This is a genomic window from Kitasatospora sp. NPDC029312 (genome assembly GCF_055569215.1).
Map to the genome: position 1 here is coordinate 48,774 of NZ_JBVHXY010000044.1, position 22,123 is coordinate 70,896.

Genomic DNA, 22,123 nt, shown 5'->3' on the forward strand with positions numbered 1-22,123 from the left:
TGGCCCCACGATAGGCAGGCCCCTGTCGGGGAGGCAACGGATTTATGCGGGCCGCTGATCAGGCCGTCTTGATCTGGTCCTTGAACTTGGAGAAGTCGATCGTGTTGTCGGCCGACGGGGCCTGGACGGTCAGGGGCTTGTCGAAGTCCGTGAGGTCGATCTGGGTCTGGCCGTCCTTGCTCGGAGCCGTCTCGATGCGGACCGGGTACGGCTTGCCCTCGGTGGCGACGTAGATCGTGCCGTGCTCGCCCTGGGCGTTGGTGACCTTGAGGCTGAAGCTCTTCACGCCGTTCGTGGTGCCGGCGGAACCCTTCTCGGCACCGGTGCCGGCCGTGTCGCCGCCCTCGACGATCTGCTTGCTGAAGTCGGAGAGGTCGCACAGGGAGGTGAACGGCTTCATCTGCGGGTCGTTGTCGAACCCGGTCAGGTAACGGCCCTTGAAGAGCTCGGCGGCCTTGGCGCCGTTCGGGCCGCCCATGGCGGTCCAGAAGGCGGCGTCCGGCTTCATGTAGGAGGCCTTGCCGTCGCGGACGATCTCGACCTTGCCCATGCCCGGCACCGACATGGTGCCGGTGCACTGGCCCTTGCTGTCCATGGCCAGGCTGAGCTCCGTCTTGCCGTCCTCGTCGACCATCGTGCCCGCCATCTTGACCGCGGTGGCACCGGCCAGGGCGTCCTTGGCCTGCTTCTTGATCTCCTGCGCGGTCAGCTTGTCGGTGTCCAACTTCGCCACGGTCGGGGTCGGCGTCGGCGTGGCGGTCACGGGCGCGGCCGCAGCCGCGGTGGTCGCGGGCGCGGCGGCCTTGTCCGAGTCCTTGGTGTCGCCGCAGGCTGCCGTGCCCGCTCCCAGGAGGAGGCAGATCACGGCGGTGCTGACCAGGCGCTTCGACGGCATGAGGTGATTCCTGTCCCGGGGCACGGCGTTGCCACCCCCGAATGGATGAAATTTTTCCTCTGAAGTATGGGTGAGGCCGCAGACAGTAGATCTTGGATTCGATCCCTGTTATCGCTTCGTGGCAGGACCGTGCTCTGCCGGTGCCCGGAAACGGCGAAGGGCCCGGAGGACGAATCCTCCGGGCCCTTCGGCTACTGAGTAGCGGGGACAGGATTTGAACCTGCGACCTCTGGGTTATGAGCCCAGCGAGCTACCGAGCTGCTCCACCCCGCGTCGGTGAACACAACGATACGGGGAAGTCGCCGATATGGGAAATCGGTTCTGCGGGCGGCCCCGAGCGGGGTCCTCAGGCCGCTTCCGGGGCCCGTCGGACGTGCCTCGGGGCGTGCCGGGAGGTTCGGGACCTGGCCCAGGCGGCGAAGCAGACCAGGGCCGCGAAGCAGGGCACCATCAGGACGCCGTAGACCATCAGGAACCCGTCCGTCCCGAGGTCGGCGGCGGCGTTCCAGGTGCCGTGCAGCACCATCGCCAGCAGCAGGCCGGCGGGTGCGGCCAGCCGGGCCAGCCAGCGGCGTCCGGTGGTGAGGGCGACGGCCAGGCCGATTCCGGTGAGCGCGGTGAACAGCGGATGGGCGAAGGGGGAGAGCAGGGCGCGGAGCACGAAGGTCTGCACGGTGCTGTCGAAGTCCCGCAGGCTGGGCCGGTCGCCCAGGCCGATGCTGTCGAGCCGGTTCCGCTGGTCGGTGGTGAAGGCCCGGCCCAGGTAGAGGGCGTTCTCGACGAAGGCGAAGCCGCAGGCCGTCATCCCGCCGAGCACCACCCCGGCGGCCAGGGTGCGCGGCCTGGAGCGGCGGTGCGGGGTGCCGGGGGAGGGCGGGGCCGGGCAGAGGTACGGCAGGGGCCGCAGGTAGGGGCGCAGCCTCAGCCGGCTCCGGGCGTGCGGCCCGGCCGGGCGGCGCTCGTACGGGCGGGTGCGCCCGGGCACCGGGGACCGGTGCAGCAGCGGCGCGCAGGGGCGCTCGGTGCGGCGGCCGCGGCAGGGCAGCCGCCGGCCGAGCGGCAGCAGCAGCACCAGCAGGGCGGTGGCCTTGGCGCTCTCCTCGATCAGCGGGGTGGCGATCCCGGCGCCGAGCAGCTGACCGAGCGGGTCGGGGTGCGCGGTCAGGTAGTCGGCGGTCCAGTTGTTGGCGAGGATCGCGATCGTGGTGGCCGCGCAGGCGCCCCAGCCGAGGCAGAACACGGTGTGCCGCAGCGGCACCCGGGCGGTGAGGTTGAGCCAGGCCAGGCCGCCGAGCACGAAGGGCAGCGGCACCATCGCCAGGCCCAGGCCGACCAGCAGTCCGACCGTGCCGGTCTGCCGCTGGACCAGGTGCAGGATCAGCACGCCGCAGCCGATCAGGGTCAGGACGGCGGTCGCGGTGACGGAGGACAGCGCCATCGACCGGGCGCGGCCCGGCGGTACGGCCGGACCGGCGGCCCGATCGCGCGGACCTGTAGCGGTGGCAGCGCTGCCGGCCGGTAACGCCCCGGTCGGCCGGGGCAGCAGCCGGCGGGCCCGGCGCCCCCGGGGCCCCGGGATGGTCCGGGTGTCACCGGTGCGCTGGACCGTCCCCGGTGCGTCGGCGGCGGCACGGGCGGACGTCCGGAACCCGCCGCCGGACGGGCTGCCCATGCGGCACAGGGTAGGCCACGGCGGCCGCCCGTCGGGAGGAGTCGGGACGAACCGCTCGCGGGGCGCGGCGCCGTCCGCTCAGCGGGCCGCCGCCCGTTCGAACGGCGGCCGGGGGTTCAGCGGCGGCGGAACAGCAGGTCGTGGACCACATGGCCCTTGGCGATCCCGGCGCGTTCGAACTTGGTGACGGGCCGCCAGTCCGGTCGCGGTGCGTAGCCGGGGACGCTGCCGTCCGGGTGGTCCGCGGGCTCCAGCCAGCCGCTGCCGTCGCCCTCCGGGTGGAGGTTCTCCAGCTCCGGCGAGGCGGACAGCACGGCCAGCATCTGCTCCGCGTACGGCTCCCAGTCGGTCGCGCAGTGCACCAGGGCGCCGGGGGCGAGCCGGGGCAGCACGAGGTCGAGAAAGGACGGCTGGATCAGCCGGCGCTTGTGGTGCTTCGGCTTGGGCCACGGGTCGGCGAAGTAGACCCGCAGTCCGGCCAGCGAGGCGTCCGGCAGCATGTCGCGCAGCAGGATGACGGCGTCACCGGCGGCCAGCCGCACGTTCTGCGAGCCGTCGCGCTCCAGCAGGCCGAGCAGGTTGCCGTGGCCGGGGGTGTGCACGTCGGCGGCGAGGATGCCCATGGACGGGTCGGCGGCGGCCATCGCGGCGGTGGTCTCGCCCATGCCGAAGCCGATCTCCAGGGTGACCGGCAGGCCGCCGAACAGTTCCCGCAGGTCCAGCGGGCTGCCGTCGATGGGGATGCCGTACCTCTCCCAGCTGCGGTCCAGGGCACCCGCCTGGGCGTTGGTCATCCGGCCCCGGCGCGGCTGGAAGCTGCGGATGCGCCGCTCCCGGTGCTGGGCCTCGGTGGCCTTGTGCGGGTACATCGGCGCGGGGTAGGCGGCCGGCGCGGCGGACATCCGGGCGGACGGCGATTGCTGGGGGATCGGGGCGGTGGCAGTCACAATCACCCGAGTCTACGGGGCCGTGCGGGGCGCCCGCCGGGGTGTGTGACGGGGCTCATCCGGGGCCCGCCCGGCCGGTTCGGCCGGGGGAGGAGCGGGCGGTTCGGCCGGGGGAGGAGCGGGCGGTTCGCCGCGGTCCCCGCCGCGCGGCTCATCCGCCCGCCTCCAGTGCGGCCAGCGCCCGGCGGGCCACCTCGCGGCCGATCGGCAGCGAGGCCGTCGCGGCGGGGGACGGCGCGTTCAGCACGTGGACGGTGCGGCGCGGGGAGCGCGGGTCGTCGGGGTCGAAGCCAGCGAAGGCGAAGTCGTCCAGCAGCGAGCCGTCCCGGGCCACCGCCTGGGCGCGTACCCCGGCGGCGGTCGGCAGCAGGTCGGCGGCGGTCACGGCGGGCAGCAGGCGCTGGACGGCCGCGGTGAACGCCCGCTTGGACAGCGAGCGGTGCAGCTCGCCGACCTCGTGGCGCCAGTGCCGGCGCAGGATCTGCCAGGTGCCGGGGAAGGCGAGGGTGTCGGCCAGGTCGCGCGGACGGACGGTGCGCCAGTCGTAGCCCTCGCGGGCCAGCGCGGGCACCGCGTTCGGGCCGACGTGGACGGCCCCGTGGATGCCCCGGGTGAGGTGCACGCCGAGGAAGGGGAAGGCCGGGTCGGGCACCGGGTAGACCAGGCCGCGCACCAAGTCCCGCCGCTGCTCGGCGAGTTCGTAGTACTCGCCGCGGAACGGCACGATCCGCACGCCGGGGTCGTCCCCGGCCAGCCGGGCGATCCGGTCGCTGTGCAGCCCGGCGCAGTTCACCAGCACCCGGGCGCGCAGCTCCCCGTCCGCGGTGTCGACCGTCACGGCGTCCCGGCGCCTGGCCACCGTCCGCACCTCCGTGCCGGGCCGCAGCTCGGCGCCCGCCTCCCGGGCCAGCCGGGCGTAGGTCGTCGCGACGGCCGGGAAGTCGCAGATGCCGGTCGTCCCGACGTGCAGCCCGGCCAGGCCGCTGACCTCCGGTTCGTACCGGGCGATCCCGGCCCGGTCCAGTTCGGTCACCGGGATGCCGTTGGCCCGCCCCCGCTCGGCCAGCGCGGCCAGTCGGGGCAGTTCGGCGGCGTGGGTGGCCACGATCAGCTTGCCGGTCACCTCGTACGGGACGCCGTGCTCGCGGCAGAACTCCACCAGCTCGGCGGCGCCCGCGACGGCGAAGCGGGCCTTGTACGAACCGGGGCGGTAGTAGACGCCGCTGTGGATCACCCCGCTGTTGCGCCCGGTCTGGTGGGCCGCGAAGCCGGGCTCCTTCTCCAGGACGGCGAGCCGCAGGCCGGGCCGGGTCCGGGTCAGCGCGTGGGCGGTGGCCAGGCCGACGATCCCGCCGCCCACCACCACGACATCGAACTCGCCCTCGCCTGCCACCGCGCGCTCCCGCCTGCCGCCTGGTCCGTGCCTGCCGCCTGTCGCCTGTCGCCGATGCTGCCACGGGGGCCGGTGGGGGTCGAGGGGGCCTCTCGGCTGCGGCGCGGGCGTCGCCCGGCGCGGCGGTCGGCCCGTGAAGGCTCCGCCGCGCGGGGCGCGCCGTCGGTGATCCGGTCAGGTCGTCCGGCGCGGTGGTCCGGCGCGGTCGTCCGCGGACGGTGGCGGGGCCCGGGCCGGTCGGGCATGCCGAGGTGGGCGGCGTGGTTCCGCCGCCCACCTCCGGTGTCGGCGGAGCCACCCCCCGGTGGCTCCGTCCCCCTCCCAGCCGGGCCTCGCCGCCCCCTCCCCCCGTGCGCGGCCGCGATGCGGCGCATGCGCCCCCCTGGCCACATGCGCCGCACCCCCCGGCGTCGACGCAGCGCGCCCCACCGGTCCCCCGATCCGGTGCGGCCGCCGCCCCCCGGCTACGCCTCCCAGGGCCACCCGGCGTTCGTCCCCGCCTCCAGAAGCGGGATCAGCCGGAAGGCCGCGTCGCTGAGCCCGCCGAAGGTGTGCCGGTTGGCGCCGCCGCTGGGCCCGTGGCCGTGGGCGTAGCCGGCCAGGTTCCAGGTGTAGACGGGCACCTGGGCCGGCACGGCGGCAAGCGGATCGCTGCCCCGGTAGCCGAAGCCGGTCTGCTCGTCGGTGACGATGACGACCCGGTCGTGGCCCCGGTAGTGGGTGCGGACGGCCTCGGCGGTGTTGGTGCCGCCCAGGCTGCTGAAACGATCCAGCACCCGCAGCACCGCGTCGCCCCGGCCGACCTCGATCACCCGGCTGGTGGTGCCGAACTCGACCAGGTCCGCCTCCGCAGCCCGGACCTTGAGCGCGGTGCCGAAGATCGCCGCCGAGTCCGCCCGGTTGAGTTCGGTCTGCGCGCTGGGCCGGTCGAACATCGAGCCGGAGCGGTCGACCAGGATCAGCGTCCGGCCGGGCAGCTCGGGCACGTTGGCGAGCGAGTGGGCGAGCGCCGTCTCCAGCGCGTGCCCCCAGCGCAGCGAGGGCGCGTGCCGGTACGCGGCCAGGTAGCGGAACGGGAACTGGCGCGAGCGCCGCACCTCGCCCCGGTCCGAGATCCGCCGGGCCACCTCGGCCGCGGCCTCGTCCGACACCCCGGCCTTGTCGAAGTTGCGCAGGTTCCGCACCAGCGCCATCGGCCCCATCGAGGGGATGACCGCCTCCCAGACCGCGGCGTCCAGCGGCCCGTGGAGCCAGCCCGCCAGCGCCTCCCAGGTCAGTCCGGCGGCGGCCAGCCGTTCGGCACCGCCCTCGGCGGTCGCGGCCGCCCGACGCTCCGCCACAGGCAGCGCCAGCAGCTCGCGGTTGGCGGTCAGCAGCGGCAGGGCCGCGGGCGGAACGGCCTCCTCGGGCCGGTGCCGGCGGTCCAGTGCGTAGCCGAACAGCGCGCCCTGCCAGGGCTTGTCCGGGTCGGGCGTCGGGTGGGTCAACTCCAGGACGTCACCGAAGCGGTAGCCCTTGGTCGCGGTGTCGTACTTGAGCAGTGAACGCGCGTCGTACAGCCGCCGCACCGCGTCCGCGACCCCGCGCTTGAGCGGCTTGGGCAGCGCCCGGCCGTAGCGCGAGGTCCAGTACGCGAGCAGCTCGCCGGGCTCGTCGGCGCGCCGCAGCACGGCGTCGACGGCCTGCCGGGAGTAGCCGTGGGCGCCCGCGTCCAGCCGGGCCCGGGTGAACTCGGCGGCGCCGACCAGCGCGGCGGTGCGCATCTGAGCCCCGTACCGCAGCCAGCGCAGCAGCCCGAGGGTCCACTCCGGCTCGGCGACGGCGAGTTCGCGCACCAGCGCGGTGTAGCGGTCGTCGCGGTCGCCGCCGCGCTCGTAGAAGGTGTCCCGGCCGACCATGTTGGCGATCGACAGGAGGAAGAGTTCGGACTTGCGGTCCCGGGTGTGGCCGGCACCACCCTCGTGGGTGAGGCCGCGCTGCCCGGTCGTGGTCACCGGCGAGCTCGGACCCGCCTTGGCCTTGCGGAGATTGAACCTGGACATACGACAGCCCCCCTCGGTCTGCTGGTGGTGTGGACGGGAGGGAGGCATACGGCTGTGCGGGGTGCCCGAGATCGTGCCGGCCGTGGGACGGCCGACGTCGGCGGAGGTGTATGCCTTGTGCTCTACCGGATTGAGCTAGCGGCCGCGCTCGCGCACGGCACGCCCGGGATTTGAACCCGGAACCGCAAGATCCGAAGTAACCCCCGCCTGCGCACCGGGCACTCCGAAGCGCGATGCCTCCCGAGATCGGATGGGCGGCGGTGTTTCGCGGGCTCGAACCGCTACGCCGGAATACCGGCGTCTGCCAGAAGTAACCGCTGCCGTCGCACCGGGAGGTGCGGAATTCCTATTCACATGTGGGTGTCCAGAGTTCCGGATCGGCTGAGGTGACGAAGCTGCTCTGCCGACTGAGCTACACCGGTACGGAATACCGGTGACGGGACTCGAACCCGCGACCCGCCCATGAGGAGTGGAAGTAACCTCTGCCTGCGCACCTGGACGAGAGAGACCATAGCCAGGCCCCTCCCGCCGGTGCACCTGATTTACCGGCGGATGCGCGCCGCTTACGCCGGAGCGGTCCTCACGCCGGAGCGACGATCACCGCCCGCGCCCGTTCCGTCAATTCCCGTACTCGGCGTTCACCCTGAAATGGCTCCAGGCGTCGCAGCATCTCGACCACGTACTCCCGGCTGCGCTGGGAGGAGATCCGGCCGGCCACCTCGACGGCGCGTTCGCCGGCGGCCACCGCGGCGTCCAGGTTGCCGGCCTCCGCCTCGGCCATCGCCGAGACCACCAGCCGCAGGCCGTGCGAGCGGACGAAGCCCTCGGTGGGCTTGGCCAGCGCCTCGCGGGTGAACTGCCGGACCTTGGAGGGCACTCCGAGGTCGCGGAAGCACTCCGCGGCGTCGGCGGCGAGCCGGTCGTAGGCGTAGAAGTCGATCCACGCCGGATCGGGATCCCCGGCGCGCGCGCGTTCGAGCGCGCTCTCCGCCGCGCCGAGCGCCGTCGCGCACGCCGCCGCATTGCGGGCCTTCGCCTGGGCCCGTGCCTCCACCAGGTGGAAGAAGCTCATGGTCCGGGCGGTGGCCAGGCCCCGGTTGCGCTCCAGCGCGGCCTGGGCGAGGTCGACGGCCTCCTCGGCGAAGCCCCGGTAGCCGGCCTGCAGGCTCATCGAGGCGAGCACGTAGCCGCCGAGCGGCACGTCGGCGGCGGCCCGGGCGAGCCGCAGGGCCTGGATGTAGTAGCGCTGCGCGGCCTCGTGCTGGCCCGTGTCGAAGGCCATCCAGCCCGCCAGCCTGGTCAGTTCGGCCGTCGCGCCGAACAGCGCCCGGCCGACCGCGTCGCTGTACGAGGCGAGCAGCAGCGGCGCCGCCTCCACCCGCAGGCACTCCGGCACCATCGACGAACGCCAGTCGCCGCCGCCGTACTTGGAGTCCCAGCGGCGGGCCTCCTGGGCGGCCTCCCGGAGCTTCGCGGCGTCCGACTGGCCGACCCGGTAGGAGGAGCTCTCGCTCGGCGAACGCGGCGCCTCGCGCGCCACCGAGCCGTCCGCCGGGTTGATCAGCCAGCGGGAGACGGGCGTCGCGTACGCGGCGACGGAGAAGGTGCCGGCCAGGCTGTCGCTCCAGCGGCCCCCGCCGGGCCCCCGGCGCAGGTCGAGGTCGACCCGGAACAGGTCGGTGGCGGAGCGGACCGCGTCGGCGACGTCGCGCGGGAAGGCCAGGCCGAGTTCGGGCGCCGGGTCGGTGTCGCCCAGGCCGATCTCCTCCAGCGGGACGGGCCGGCCGAGCTTGCCGCCGATCGCGGTGGCGATCAGGTGCGGGACGGGCCCCTGCGGGACCATGCCCTTGCTGACCCAGCGGGCCACCGAGGTCTTGTCGTAGCGCAGCGTCAACCCGCGTTGTGCGCCGAGGTCGTTGACCCGGCGGGCGAGTCCGGCGTTGCTGATCTGGGCGAGGGTCAGGAGCGTGCCGAGCCGTTCGTTCGGTCCACGTGGGCTGACGGTCATGGTGGCGGCGGCACCTCCTGCGGCCTTGTGCGCGGGGCCCGGGCGGCACCGGGCCGTAGCTGCTGTACCTAGAGTAGTCGGACGCGTTCCGACGGTTAAGAGGCCGCATTCCGGATGGCGGGATCGCGCACCCGGCCGCACCGCCCCAGGCGGGTGCGGGAGTTGGTCCGGACCACCCGGAGCGGATCGGGTGCGCCACGCGCCGGAGCGTCGTGCTCCGGTCCCGTGTTCACGTGCGCCCGGGTGTGCCCCCTGGCCCGACCGGCTGCTCGGCGATTCGCTGGTGGTCGTGGGTCGGCCCGCCGTCGAGGACCCGGCGGGCCGGGGGATACCGCCGCTTCCATCCCCGCGGGCGGCGGCTGAGTCCGGGAGGGCATGCGGATGCCCTCCCGGGCTGGGCGACGCCTTTCGGCCATCTCGCGATGCCCATGCCAAAGGCGCCCCCGGGCGGTCCGGGCCGGGGAGGGGGAGGCCCGGCCCGCCCGAACCCGCTTCGCTGGCACGCACGTTCGCATCCCGCGCCGAAACGGAAGCGGAACCGGCAACACCCGCCCCGGCGGCGCCCGGTGGTGGCACGATGTCTCCAGACGGCGCGCCGGACCGAAGGGCACGCCCGGACGTGCGTGCCGGCCGCCCCGGCCGCCCACCCGGCCGCCCGCCCGGCGCCGGACGCGCCGAGCGAGTGCAGGTCCTCGTCCGGTGGAGGCGCGATGCGGTGGCTGACGGGCTGGAGCACGGGCACGCCCCGAGCGGGCGCGCCGGTGCACGAGGCCCTCGCCGCGGTGGCGCCCATCGCCGCGCGCCCCCTGTGGACCGGCCCCAACCCGCTCTGGGCCGTGGGCGACTGGCGGCCCGAGGAGATCCGCCTGGTCACCCTGCGCCCCGGCGCCCCCGCCGCGGTCAGCACCGGCCCGACCGCCCCCGACCCCGGCGAGGACACCCCCGCCACCAGCCGGCTTGCCGTCCTCGGCCACTGCGGCGCCACCGACGCCGAACTCGCCGCCGGCCTCGCCGCCGCCCGCGGCGGCGCCGTCCGGCACCTGACCGCCTGGCCCGGCAGCTACACCGTGGTGCTCCGGGCCGGCACCCGCTCCACCCTGCTGCTCACCGACCTGGCCGGCGCCCAGCCCGTCTTCCACACCCCCTGGGCCGGCGGCACCGCCTACGCCACCGCCGCCCTCCCGCTCGCCGACCTGGTCGGCGCCCCGCTGGACACCGGCCACCTCGCCGCCCGGCTCGCCTGCCCGGAATCGCCCGAGGCCCTCGGCACCGGCACGCCGTACCTCGGCGTCCAGCGGGTGCCGCCCGGTCACGTGCTCGCCATCCGCGGCGGCCGCCCCTACGTCGACGCGTACGACGAACCGCCCGGCGCCGAACAGCCGCGCGACGAGGCACCCGCCATCCGCGAACTCACCCGCGCCCTGCTGGAGTCCGTCCGCTCGCGGGTCCGCACCACCGCCCCGGCCGCCGCTCTCACCGGGCGCGCCCGGCTCGGCGTCGACCTCTCGTACGGCACCGCCTCCGCCACCGTCGCCCTGCTCGCCGCCGCCGTACCCCTGCCACCGGCACCCTCCGCGGCCAACATGGCCACCGCGGGCGCCCTCCCGGCGTCGGCCACCGGCGCAAGGAACGGCGCCGTCAAGGGGTCCTGGGCCCGCACCGCAGTCCAGGAACCCTCGGCCCCCGAGCAGTTGGCCGCCGTCACGATCGGCGAGACCGACCCGCCGACCACCCTCGCACTCGCCCCCGACACCCCGCGGCTGCGGCACACCGTGCTCGACCCGGGCCCCGACACCCTCCCGTACGCCGGACTGCGCACCGACCCGCAGTCCGGCCGGCTCACCGACGAACCCGGCCCCGAACTCGTCGCCGCCGCCCGCGCCGAGGCCCGCTTCGACGCCGGCGGCACCGACCACCTCACCGGCTACGGCGCCCGCCAGGTGCTCGACGGCCACCCGGCCCGGCTCGCCGACCTGATCCGGGCCGGCCGGCCCCGCGAACTGCTGCCGCCGGTCGCCGCGCTGGCCGGCGCCGACCGCGCCGTCGCCGGCGTCCTGGCCGGAGCGCTGCGCACCCCGCTCACCGTGGTCCGGGCCGCCCACCGGCTCTCCCGGATCCGCTACGCCGAGGCGCTGGACGAGGCGGCCGCCAAGCTGACCGCCCGGCACGTCCCGGACGGCGCCGGCACCGCGGGCGACCGCTCCGCCGTCGACCTCGCCTGGTGCGTCCCCGGCCCGGCGGCCCGCTGGCTCTCCGACGAGGCGCTCTCCGCGGTGGCCCTGAGGCTCCGCCTGGCGGCGCGCAAACCGGCGCCCGAGGAACACCCGGGCGCGCACCGCGCCCGGCACGCCCTCTACCGGCAGGCACGCTCCTACCGCACGCTCATGCACGCCGCCGAACGCCCCGGCCAGCGACTGCACGCGCCCTTCCTCGACAATCAGGTGGTCCGCGCCGCCCGGCTACTCCCCGACGACGTCCGTCTCCAACCGGGCGCCCGGCACGCCCTCCTGCACGCCGTCCTCACCGGCGCCGGCCGCACCGACCTGCCCCCCGACTGGGGCCGCGGCCCCCGCCCCGACCGCACCGCCCCCATCCGGGCCGGCCTGCGCCTCGCCGCCGACGGCCTCGCCGAACTCTTCGACGCCCCCCTCCTCGCCGAAGCCGGCCTGATCGACCTCCCCGCCGTCCGCGCCGGCCTCGCCCGCTCCACCGACTCCGCCACCCCCCTCTCCCCAGCCGCCCTCGCCGGCCTCGCCGACCTGGTCTCCACCGAACTCTGGCTCCGCCGCCTCCGCGCCCGCCGCCACGGCGCCTGCTGGACCGGCCTCCCCCACCCCCGTCTCCCGGCCCTCACCTCCTGAAGCCCCACCACCGCCGGGCGGTTCCTCGCCTCGGGGCGGTCAGCCGCTCGCGGCCTCAGGATCCTTGCCGGGCCACCGAGATGATGACGTCCCGCAGCTGTTCGACGTACAGCCGCATGTTCTTGTACGCGACATCGGTGTCCGGGTAGCGGCTCGCGAACTGCAGGCCCTCGTGGAACCGGTAGGTCCACGCGCACACCTGGTCTCCGTGCGACACCCTGACGAGGCTGTACGCCTTGAGCTCCCTCCACCGCTCGGACCCCGGCAGGCCCCGGGCATCGACGAACGAGAAGATCGAGTACAGGTCGGGGGACGTCGGGCGGAAGTCCGAGCCGAGCAGGTGGAGCACCCGGCCGATCGGCAGGCGAGCCAGTGACCGGTTGGCGCGCAGCGCGACGTGCGCCGACTCCAGGGCGCTCCGGAACTCGGGTGACCTCGCCGTGGGGATCTCGATCGGCGCGCCACCGACGTACCAGCCCACGGAGTCCGTCCATCGGGACTTCGCCCTGGTGTGGAACGGCACGACCGTGCGGTAGACGGACTGCCCGCCGATCCGGTGGACGATGAGGCTCGTGGCGGCCAGGAGGCCGGCCAGGGTCCCGCCGAAAGGCCGGCAGTAGGACTCGAACGCGGCGGCGTCGTCGGCGTCCACGAGCATCTCGTGCATGAGCTTCTGGGTGGGGAGCGTGCCGCCGGGTTCCAGCCCGAGATCGACGGGAAAGTTCGGCAGCTTCCCCTCGCACCGGTGGATGAACTCCCGCCAGCGGGCGACGATCACGTGGGTGTCGTCGATCCGGTCGGCGTCGGCCCGCTCGATCTCGCAGAAGTCGATGTAGCTGCTGACCGGTGTCCGCGGCACGGAGCGGCCCTCGACGCCCGCCGTGTAGAGCTCGTGGATCTCGGCGGGCACGCGTTGGAGGGAGTACGAGTCGACGTTGCTGTGGTCGAAGGCCATGTACACGCTGGTGCAGTCCTCCCGGACGACCGCCGTGTAGATGAAGTTCGGCCAGCTGAGCGCGTCCGCCGCGACGTCGAAGCGGTCCTGGAGGTGCCGCACCAGTGCGTCCGCGTCCGGGAAGTCGCCGACCACGTCGCGGTGGAGCGACACGGCCTCGGCGTCGAGCGTGAACCGGCGCATGTCGTCGCCGACCCAGCGGAAGCCGCTGCGCAGCGTCTCGTGCCGGAGCGTCCAGCTCCGCAGGGCGTCCTGGAGCAGGTCGAGATCGGCCACGCCCGGGATGTCGAATGCCGCGCCGAGCCAGGTCGGCACGAACAGGCCGTCCTCGCGCACGGACCGTGCCGTCCTGATGTGCGACTCCTGGACGTACGCCGGTGGCCGGGAATCCTCCGGCAGGCCGGTCGCCGCTTCGATGGCCGCCGGATCGAGCGTCCACTCGACGAGCAGTCCGGGCCGGACCTCGCACCGATGGATGTCGGTCACTAGCACGTGGACATCTCCATTCGCACAGGGGGCAGAGAGACACGGTCGTGGTACCCGCCCGGCGGGACAGCCGTGGTGCCACCGTCACCCACACCGCCATCCGGCCCCTCCCACCAGCACCATCACTGACCCAACCCAACGAGCCGGCGGTCGGGCGGCAACGGTCCGGTCCGGGGGCTCCCCGTTTCCGGCGGGTACGACCGGCGGGCCGGGGCCACCGTGCCCCACCGTCCGGCGCGGCTGGCCCGCCGGGTCACGCGGAGCGGGTGATGATGGCGGAGCTGTCGAAGCCCAGGGCGAGGGGAGTGCGTGGTGGCCGGTGTGAGCCCGGAGCAGGACGTTCCCGTGGTGCTGTCGGTGCTCGGGCGGCCGCCGACGGGGCGTCCGCCCGGGGTGCTGGCGGCGTGCGACGGGTCGGACGGTTCGCTGTGGGCGCTGGACCGGGCGATGACCGAGGCGGAGTCGTTCGGCCTGCCGCTGTACGTGCTGGCCGTGGTGAACCCGGCACCGGCCGGGTACCCGCCGGGAATGGCGGAGCTGGTGCAGGAGAGCGTGGAGACGCTGGTCGAGAGCATGGCGGACGGCCTGCGCCGGGCGGTGGGCACCGTGCTGCGGCAGCGGGCGCGGCCGTTCGCCGGGGAGATGTCGCTGCACGTGGTGCTGGGCAACGTGATCGAGGTGCTGCTGGAGGCGTCGACCCGGCAGCACACCCTGGTGCTCGGCACCCGGGGCAACGGCGGCTTCGCCCGGCTGCTGCTGGGATCGGTGAGCTCGGCGGCGGTGCACCACGCGGCCTGCCCGGTGCTGGTGGTTCCGGCGCCCGCGGAGGCCTGACCAGCGGAAAGGGCCCGGGTGCCGGGAATGCGCCGAGATGGTTCATCGTTCACCCATCTCGTACCTCCGCCCCCCCAGACGCCCTTGGAGCCCCCGACATGAAGGTCGAGATCTGGTCCGACATCGCCTGCCCCTGGTGCTACATCGGTAAGCGCCGCTTCGAGCAGGCCCTGGCGGACTTCCCGGGCAAGGAGGACGTCGAGGTCGTGTACCGCCCCTACCAGCTGGTCCCGGACGCGCCCGCGACGGCGAGCCCGCACCGTGCCTGGCTGGCCGAGCGGTACGGCCCGCAGTCGGTGGCGATGGACGCCCGGGTGGCCGAGCTGGGCCTCGCCGAGGGCATCACGTACGACTTCGACGCCGCCCTGCACGCCAACACCTTCCTGGGCCACCGCCTGCTGCACCTCGCCGAGACCGAGTACGGCGCCGAGGCACAAGGCCGGGTCAAGGAGGCCCTGCTGAAGGCGCACTTCAGCGACGGCGTGGACGTCGGCGACCGCGCCGCGCTGACCGACGTCGCGGTCGCGGCGGGCCTGGACCGCGAGCGGGTGGCCGCCTACCTGGCGGGTGACGAGGGCTCCGCCGAGGTGCGGGCCCAGCTGGCCGAGGCCCGTGAGCTGGGCATCACGGCGGTGCCGACCTTCGTGTTCGAGGGCACGTGGGCGGTCCAGGGCGGCCAGGAGGCCGAGACCTTCCGCAAGGTGCTGGAGCAGGTCGCCGCCGAGATCGGCGAGCGCCGCCCCGCGCCGGTGCAGGTCGCCCCGGCGGGTGAGGCCTGCGCGGACGGCGCCTGCGCGATCTGAGCGCCCGCGCCGCACCGGGCGCCGCGCCGAAGCGGGCGGCAGCGCCGCCGGGGCCCGTACCGGGAGCCGTCAGGAGCACCGGAAGCGGGCCTCGGCCCAGTCGGCGACGTTGAGCGCGGACCAGATGCCGTGCACCGGCGTGACCACCAGCTTGATCGACTTCCGGTCGGCCAGCGGCACGTGCACCGGTACCGCGTCGTCCCCGACGGCGAGCGCGCGGGAGCTCCACAGGGTGCCGCCGTCGCCGTCCTGGACGGAGAACACCACGCCGCCCGGGGTGAGCGTGGCGTCGTCCACGCCGGCGAGCGCGTCGAAGGCCGTGCAACCGCGGTTGAGGTCGATCAGCGTGGTCGCCGGCGCGTGCGCGGTGATGGCGTGCGGCAGGTACGCGCCGCCGATCCGCGCGCCGTCGCGCTGCCGGAACTTGTCGCTGCCCTTGCGCCGGATGCTCGGCCCCTCCGGCGGAGTCCGGTGCTTGCCCGGCTTGACCACGGGCAGGGAGTCGCCCCAGTAGTCGGCGGGGGCGGGCGGCGAGGGCGGGGTGATCGTCGGGGTGGGAACCGGCGGCGGGGTCGGCGTCGGGACGACCGGCACCACCGGCGTCGGCACCGGCGGCAGGGTCGGCGTCGGGACGACCAGCGTCGGGACGACCAGCGTCGGGACGACCGGCACCGGAACCACCGGCGCGGGGGCCGGCGTGCCGGCGGCCGGGGGCGGCGCGCTCTTCGGTGCCGGGGTGACCACCGGGGCCCGGGTCGGCCGGGGCGACGGTGTCGGTTCCGGGCTGGCGCTGGGGCTCGGCGCCGGCTGCTCCGGGATGGGCTGCTCCGGGGCCGGGGCGGCGCTGCTGGGCGCGGAGGCCGGGGTGGGGGCCGCCGGTGCGGGCTGCGGCGGCGCGGGCGCCGCCGGTGCGGAGGTGACCGGGGGAGCGGCCGCCGGGGGCTTCGGCTCGGACGAGCCGGTCAGCGCGTACGCGGCGACGGCGGCCGCGGCCACCGCGACGGCGGCGGCGATCCCGGCCTTGGCGGCGGTGCCCAGGCCCTCGCCGGCGACCGCACCCGCCGCGCTCCCGCCCGACGCCCCGGAAGCCCCCGAGGCTCCGGCGGCTCCGGCAGCCCCGGCGGCGCCCGCGGCACCGCCGGACGACCCAGCGGAGGCCGCCGCCGTGCCGGCCGCCGCCGCACCGCCGACCGCGGCGGCGCCACCCACGGCGGCCGCGGCGGCGCTGAACCCGCCGACCCCGACCCAGACCAGCACCCCACCGGGCAGCAGTGCGCGCAGGCCGGTGTTGATCTCGGTCAGCTCCAGACAGGCCGCCGTGCAGCGGTCGCACTCCCTGAGGTGCCGGCCGACCTCCGCCGAGGCCCGTTTGCGCAGCGAGCCGCGCGCGTACGCCCCGAGCCGGTTGGCGTACGCCTCGCAGGCGCTGTCCTGGCTGCCGGAGACGTGCGCCTGGAGGAAGCCGGCGGCCAGCCGGTCGCGGGCGCGGTGGGCCTGGACGGCGGTGGCGTTGGCGGTCTTGCCGAGCATCACCGCGACGGTCTTCGGCGACTCCCGTTCGACCTCGGTGTGCCAGAGCACCACCCGGTCGTCCTCCGGGAGCTCGGCGTAGGCCTGCATGACCATGCGCTGGTCGGCCAGCGCCATCGCCCAGGCGTCGGCGCCGGGGTCGGCCAGGTCGAAGTCGACCACGGCGGCCGAGCTCTGGGCGAAGACGCCGAAGTCGTCGACGAGTTGTTCGCGCCGCTCGCTGCGGGTCCAGGCCGCGGCGACGTTGCGCACGGCGGTCAGCAGGTAGGCGCGGACGGCGAACTCCGGGCCCTTGCCCGACTTGAGCGCCTGCAGGGTCCGGGCGAAGACCTCGCCCGCGAGGTCCTCGGCGGTGAAGCTGTCCCGGCAGCAGGTGCGCGCGTAGCGGCGTACCGAGTCGGCGTGCCGGCGGTAGATCTCCTCGTACGCGGTGTCGTCGCCGGTCCGCACCCGGGCGGTCAACTCGGCGTCGGAGGGCGGGCGATCGCCGTCCACCGGGTCGGCGGGGGCGGGCACGGTCGGGCGGGTCGAACGGGCCGGGCGGCCGTCGCCGACGAAGGCCTCGGGGGCGACGCCGCCCCGGCCCGCCGGGGCCTGGCCCGGCACCCGGCCGGTCGGCAGGGCGGAGGCCGAGGCGGACGGCGACTCGCGGCCGGGCATCCCGGCCTGGTCAGGGGCGTGCCCGGCGCCCGAACCCGCTGCGGGGCCCGGTCCTTGGCCGGGGCCGACTTCGTTGGGGCCCGCGGCCGAGCCGTCGGCGGTGCTGCCGTAGCGGCCTCCGAAGTCGAGGCCGTACCCGTAGTCGTTCTGTTCCTCGGCGCTCACAACGGACCCCAGATTCCACGACAGCCCCCGAAGTGTGGCAGGGCGCGCGGGAGTGCGTGGGCGCACGGTTCCCCGGCGTACGGCGCCGACGGCGCGCGAAGGGCGCGCATCGGGACATTGGCTCCAACCACGGGCAAAGAATGGCATAGCGCAGGGAGGGGCGGTAGCCGGACGGGCCGGTACCCACTCTTCCGAGGGGCCGTCGCGGATGTGTTCGCCCGACGCGCGGAGCCGGGTCGCGCGACGCCCGCACCCGGCGCGCGTGCCCGGTGCGCGCGCCGGTGCGCGGGCCAACTCCCTTACCAGCCGGGCGCGTCGACCGTGCCCGCCCGGTGCGTCCACCGCAGCCCCCGCCCGTCCCGGGCCGGCCCGCGAAGGGCGTTCAGCGAGCCCGCAGACCGTCCAGCAGGATCTGCAACAGCCGGTCCGACGGACCGGCGGCAGGTTGACCGTCCGTCTGCGGAACGACCGCCGTGAAACCGGCCGCCGCCGGCGCCGAGACCGAGGGCCGCGCCGCGTGCACCGGCACCGAGGCCGTCAGCACCAGCACCACGTCCGACACCGTGACGCCCGGCCGCAGTTCACCCGCCGCACCGGCCCGCGCCACCAGCGCGGCCAGCAGCTGCAGCAGCAGCCGGGGGTCGGCGTCCGCCGCCGAGGGCTCGGCCGCCGCACCGGAGCGCACCTCCTCGCCGCGCAGGTCGAAGCGGACCGACGCCGGCGGTTCCGGCGCCCGCTGTTCGGGCACCCGCCCCAGCTCCTCCGCGTACCGGAACGCCTCCGGCGGCAGCAGCCGCCCGGCCCCGGTGCTCACCGCCCGCGCCAGGTACCCGGCCAGGGCGTCCCAGGCGCCGTCGCCGCCGTACAGCGACTCCCGCGCCTGCGCCGTCAGCCAGGCCACCTCCTCGGCGGCGATCCGCTGGACCAGCACCTCCTTGCTCGGGAAGCGCCGGTACACCGTGCCGACCCCGACCCCGGCCCGGCGCGCGACCTCCTCCATCGGAGCGCCGTAGCCGAACTCGCCGAACACCTCCCGGGCGGCGCGCAGCACGCTCTCCAGGTTCCGCCGGGCGTCCACCCGCAACCGGGCCCCGGGCACCGGCGCCGACGGCGGATCCGCCCGGTACGGGACGGCCGCGTAGGACATCCCGCCCTGCGGCAGGTCCACCGGGCCGCGCTGCTCCGGCACCATGCCCTGTCCGGTGTGCGGTGCGCCCGCCCGTCCCAACACCTGCTCCTGTTCCATCATCCCAACTCTCCCCCGCAGGCGTCCGAATCCGGACCCTGTCGTCGCCCGCCCCTGCACCCCCCGGTGCAGCTCAGCCCGTCAGAAATGACTTGATGAACCATCGTCAGTGCCGCCCGTCCCGTTCCGGTGACCACGGTCGTGCCGCCGGGCCGCCCTCACGTCCGGCTCGGCGCGTCGGCACCGACCGGGGCCCTGTCCGGGAACTACCTTTCCCCGGATGACCGGCCCCCAGTCGGGTTCTCACGCCAACGCTGGAACTGGCCGTAATGGCCGCTCCACGGTGCGTCGCCGCCGATTGTCATGGCGGTGGCCGCTCCGGTACACAATCCGACCATAGTTCACGCCTGTTCGCGGCCGAAAGTGCGTCAGAAATTCGTCCAGCACGCACAACCGGCCACGCCCGTCACTCCAGTCGCAAGCCGCCCCGTACGGACTGTGGACAAGACCACCCCGGCCGGTCCTTCATAGGGGGGCGTGACGGGGGACACCCCCGGCCGCGGGGCCGGGGCGGAACGTCACATCGGCAGGAGGTGCACCATCAGGATCCTGATCGTCGGCGGAGGCTGCGCCGGGACGGCCACCGCCCTCCACCTCCAACGCGGCCTGCGGGAACGGCTGCGGAGCGGCGAGGTCGAGATCACCGTCGTCGAGCCCCGGGCCTACTTCACCTACCACCCGCTGCTGGCCGAGGTCGCGGCCGGCTCCATCGACCCGCGGCACGTGGTCGTCCCGCTGCGCCGGGCACTCCCGGACTGCCGGGTGATCACCGCCCGGGTCACCAGGATCGAGCACGCCGCCCGCCGCGCCCTGGCCGACGCCGCCGGCCCCGGCGGGACCCCGACGCCGGTCGAACTGCCCTACGATCTCCTGGTGGTGACCCCAGGCTCGGTGTCCCGGACGGCCCCCGTCCCCGGCCTCGCCGAGCACGGGCTCGGCTTCTCCACCGTCGGCGACGCGGTCGGCCTGCGCAACCACGTGCTGGAGCAGCTCGACCTCGCCTCCGCCACCCGCGACCCCGCGCTGCGCCAGGCCGCGCTCACCTTCGTCTTCGTCGGCGCCGGCTACGCGGGCGTGGGCGCGCTCGCCGAACTGGAGGACATGGTCCGCACGGCCGTGCGGGACTACCACAACGTCCGCGCCGAGGACCTGCGCTGGGTCCTGGTCGAGGCGACGGACCGGATCCTCGCCGAGGAGTCGCCCGAACTCGCCGAGCACACCCTCGGACAGCTGCGCGAACGCGGCGTCGACGTCCGGCTGCGCACCACCCTGGAGTCCGCGGCCGGGCAGGTCGCCGTCCTCTCCGACGGCAGCCGCTTCGGCGCCCGCACCCTGGTGTGGACGGCGGGCGTGCGGCCCTCCCCACTGCTGCGCCACACCGACCTGCCGCTGGACACCCTCGGCCGGGTCCGCTGCCTGGCCACCCTGCAGGCCGTCGGTGCGGACGGCCGCGCCCTGCCCGGCGTCTGGGCGGCCGGCGACTGCGCCGCCGTACCCGACCCCGACGCGGACGGCGCGCCCTGCGCGCCCAACGCCCAGCACGCCTTCGCCCAGGCCGAACTGCTCGCCCGCAACATCGCGACGGCCCTGGACGGCGGACCGCACGCGCCCGGCCTCGCCGCGTACCGGCCGGGCCCCGCCGCCTGCTCGACCTCACTCGGCCCGGGCCGGGCCGTCGCCCACACCCGGCGCGGCGATCGGCTCACCGGCCGGCGGGCCTGGTGGCTGCACCGGGCCCGGCACCTTCGGCGGCTGCCGAGCACCGAGCGGCGGGTGCGGGTCCTGATGGACTGGGTGCTGGGCGGCGTCTTCTCCCGCGAGGTGGTCTCGCTCGGCGCCATGGAGCACCCGCGTTCGGCTTTCGAGGGCGGGTTCGACACCGGCCCGGGCCGACCGCCCGGCGCCGAGCCGGGCGCGCCCCGGTGAACTCCTCTCCCGCCTCGATGAGCGAGGTCGCTGCCCCGATGAGCGAGGTCGCTGCCTCCGTGCGACGACGGATCCGACGGCCACGCCGGGCGTGCGACTTCCGGAACCGGCCCTCCGCCTGACAGGATCAGCCCGAACTGGTCATTACCCCGTGTGCTGTCGTGCACACAAAAAGTGATGATATGCCTGGAAAACGAGGAAGCGGCCGTCGTTTGAACCTCATGCGCTGGAGCGCCCGGCTCACCGGAGTCCCCTGGCGTGCCGCCCCACCCACCGGGGCCGGCACCGACGAGGGCACGCCCTCCACCGACGGCGTCGTCGTCCCCAGTCCCCGCGACCCGACCAGCCCCACCACCGCAGCCGAACTCCTCGACCCGCACAAACCCCAGAACCTGCGCGAGGTGCTCAACCGGATCCCCGCGCCGGTCGCCGTCACCTACGGCCCGCTCCACCAGCTCGGCTACGCCAACCGCGCCTACCGCGAACTCTTCGGCGACCGTCCCACCGGCCGGCCCGCCGGCGAGGCCCTCCCCGAACTCGCCAGCATGGGCGTCCTGCCCCTGATGGACCAGGTCATCCGCGGCGGCCGCCCCCGCAGCGTCAAGGCCCGCTGCATCCTCGGACTCACCGGCAACCGCTACTACAACGTCTCCTGCGTCCCGCTCGGCCCCGGCGACGGCGGCGACACCCCCACCGAGCGCCCGACGGCCGGCGTCCTGATCTTCGCCGCCGAAGTCACCGACCAGGTCCTCGCCGCCGCCCGGCTGCGCGAAGCCGAACGCCGCCAGCGCGAGGCCGCGGTCACCCTCCAGCGCAGCCTCCTCCCGCAGAAGCTCGACCAGCCGGCCGACCTGCGGGTCGCCGCCACCTACCAGCCCGGCGGAGCCGAGGCGGCCGTCGGCGGCGACTGGTACGACGTCATCGCCATCGACGGCAGCCGCACCGCCCTCGTCATCGGCGACGTCATGGGCCGAGGTCTGCGCGCGGCCGCCGTGATGGGCCAGCTGCGCACCGCCGTCCGCGCGTACGCCCGCCTCGACCTGCCCCCGCACGAGGTGATGCGCCTCCTCGACGGCCTCGCCATGGAGATCGACGCCAACCAGATCGCCACCTGCACCTACGCCGTCTGGGACCCGCAGCGCCGCACCCTCTCCTACGCCTCGGCCGGTCACCTCCCGATGCTGCTGCGCTGCCCGGACGGCACCATCCTGCGCAGCGAGGAGCAGAACGGCCCCCCGCTCGGCACCGGCGGCGGCCTCCACGTCTCCCACACCCTGCGCCTGCTCCCCGGGACGACCGGCGTCCTCTATACGGACGGCCTGGTCGAGCGCCGCGACGAGGACATCGACCAGGGCCTGGACCTACTGGCCCGCACCCTCAGCGGCGCGGTCGGCGCCCCCGACGTGGTCTGCTCCCGCCTGCTCCGAGCAATGGGAGTGACCTCGGAGCACGACGACGACGTCGCCGTCCTGGCCTTTCACCTGCCGGCGGAGGAGGGCGCCGAGAATCCGGTTGCGGCGCTTGACTCGGCCATCCCAGAGGTCTAGTGTTCTTCGAGCTGCCTGGCAGGGAGCACCGGACACGCGTCTGCGCGGACGGTCCCGAGGTAGCCAATCCTCTGAAACACCACTTCCGGTTCGTGCCGGTCGTTTCGCTTTGCGCGGTGCGGCTCGGTGCTTATTCGCTGTGCTCGTTTTATC

The 22,123-nt window shown here is 75.1% G+C and carries 13 protein-coding genes, 1 tRNA gene and 1 pseudogene; 5 read left to right on the plus strand and 10 right to left on the minus strand.

Annotated elements, in window-relative coordinates; translation table 11 throughout:
* Positions 1 to 58: 58 nt before the first annotated feature.
* The 7 genes from ACZ4WV_RS28750 to ACZ4WV_RS28780 all read right to left on the minus strand — a co-directional run bounded on the left by ACZ4WV_RS28750 (position 59) and on the right by ACZ4WV_RS28780 (position 8,957).
* Positions 59 to 895: a hypothetical protein gene (locus ACZ4WV_RS28750; protein WP_465751547.1), complete on the minus strand. Its 837-nt coding sequence runs from the start codon at positions 893 to 895 to the stop codon at positions 59 to 61.
* A gap of 199 nt (positions 896 to 1,094) precedes the next feature.
* A tRNA-Met gene (locus tag ACZ4WV_RS28755) sits at positions 1,095 to 1,168 on the minus strand.
* A 73-nt stretch (positions 1,169 to 1,241) separates the two neighbouring features.
* Positions 1,242 to 2,567, minus strand: coding sequence for a PrsW family intramembrane metalloprotease (locus ACZ4WV_RS28760; RefSeq protein ID WP_465751548.1), 1,326 nt, complete (start codon positions 2,565 to 2,567; stop codon positions 1,242 to 1,244).
* A 116-nt stretch (positions 2,568 to 2,683) separates the two neighbouring features.
* Positions 2,684 to 3,514 carry a tRNA (guanosine(46)-N7)-methyltransferase TrmB gene (gene trmB / locus ACZ4WV_RS28765; RefSeq protein WP_465751549.1) on the minus strand — a complete coding sequence of 277 codons (831 nt, stop codon included), beginning with the start codon at positions 3,512 to 3,514 and terminating at the stop codon, positions 2,684 to 2,686.
* A 151-nt stretch (positions 3,515 to 3,665) separates the two neighbouring features.
* Entirely contained in the window at positions 3,666 to 4,907 is a 1,242-nt protein-coding gene (gene lhgO, locus ACZ4WV_RS28770) for an L-2-hydroxyglutarate oxidase (protein WP_465751550.1), read from the minus strand.
* Positions 4,908 to 5,371: 464 nt separating this feature from the next.
* Complete coding sequence (locus ACZ4WV_RS28775) at positions 5,372 to 6,949, minus strand: vWA domain-containing protein (RefSeq protein WP_465751551.1); 1,578 nt, start codon at positions 6,947 to 6,949, stop codon at positions 5,372 to 5,374.
* A 580-nt stretch (positions 6,950 to 7,529) separates the two neighbouring features.
* Positions 7,530 to 8,957 (minus strand): MFS transporter, encoded by a 1,428-nt coding sequence (locus tag ACZ4WV_RS28780; protein ID WP_350745095.1) that lies wholly within the window; start codon positions 8,955 to 8,957, stop codon positions 7,530 to 7,532.
* 710 nt (positions 8,958 to 9,667) lie between these two features.
* On the opposite strand from ACZ4WV_RS28780, the gene ACZ4WV_RS28785 reads away from it, so the two are divergent.
* Complete coding sequence (locus ACZ4WV_RS28785; RefSeq protein ID WP_465751552.1) at positions 9,668 to 11,818, plus strand: asparagine synthase-related protein; 2,151 nt, start codon at positions 9,668 to 9,670, stop codon at positions 11,816 to 11,818.
* A gap of 55 nt (positions 11,819 to 11,873) precedes the next feature.
* Here the strand turns inward: ACZ4WV_RS28785 and ACZ4WV_RS28790 are convergent, their stop codons facing one another.
* On the minus strand, positions 11,874 to 13,265 hold the full coding sequence (locus tag ACZ4WV_RS28790) for a condensation domain-containing protein (protein WP_465751553.1): 1,392 nt from the start codon (positions 13,263 to 13,265) through the stop codon (positions 11,874 to 11,876).
* Positions 13,266 to 13,571: 306 nt separating this feature from the next.
* Here ACZ4WV_RS28790 and ACZ4WV_RS28795 point away from each other — a divergent pair, with 306 nt between their 5' ends.
* Together ACZ4WV_RS28795 and ACZ4WV_RS28800 are read left to right on the plus strand one after the other, a co-directional pair.
* On the plus strand, positions 13,572 to 14,093 hold the full coding sequence (locus ACZ4WV_RS28795) for a universal stress protein (RefSeq protein ID WP_465751554.1): 522 nt from the start codon (positions 13,572 to 13,574) through the stop codon (positions 14,091 to 14,093).
* 98 nt (positions 14,094 to 14,191) lie between these two features.
* Positions 14,192 to 14,896, plus strand: a complete 705-nt coding sequence (locus ACZ4WV_RS28800) for a DsbA family oxidoreductase (protein ID WP_465751555.1) — start codon at positions 14,192 to 14,194, stop codon at positions 14,894 to 14,896.
* A gap of 69 nt (positions 14,897 to 14,965) precedes the next feature.
* On the opposite strand, the gene ACZ4WV_RS28805 is transcribed toward ACZ4WV_RS28800, so the two are convergent.
* On the minus strand, positions 14,966 to 17,251 hold the full coding sequence (locus tag ACZ4WV_RS28805; protein WP_465751556.1) for a sigma-70 family RNA polymerase sigma factor: 2,286 nt from the start codon (positions 17,249 to 17,251) through the stop codon (positions 14,966 to 14,968).
* A 382-nt stretch (positions 17,252 to 17,633) separates the two neighbouring features.
* A complete protein-coding gene (locus ACZ4WV_RS28810) occupies positions 17,634 to 18,398 on the minus strand; it encodes a TetR/AcrR family transcriptional regulator (protein ID WP_465751559.1) in 765 nt (254 codons plus the stop codon).
* 639 nt (positions 18,399 to 19,037) lie between these two features.
* Here ACZ4WV_RS28810 and ACZ4WV_RS28815 point away from each other — a divergent pair.
* Complete coding sequence (locus tag ACZ4WV_RS28815; RefSeq protein ID WP_465751560.1) at positions 19,038 to 20,423, plus strand: NAD(P)/FAD-dependent oxidoreductase; 1,386 nt, start codon at positions 19,038 to 19,040, stop codon at positions 20,421 to 20,423.
* A 212-nt stretch (positions 20,424 to 20,635) separates the two neighbouring features.
* A pseudogene (locus tag ACZ4WV_RS28820) lies at positions 20,636 to 21,931 on the plus strand (SpoIIE family protein phosphatase); the annotation flags it as partial.
* Positions 21,932 to 22,123: the final 192 nt, after the last annotated feature.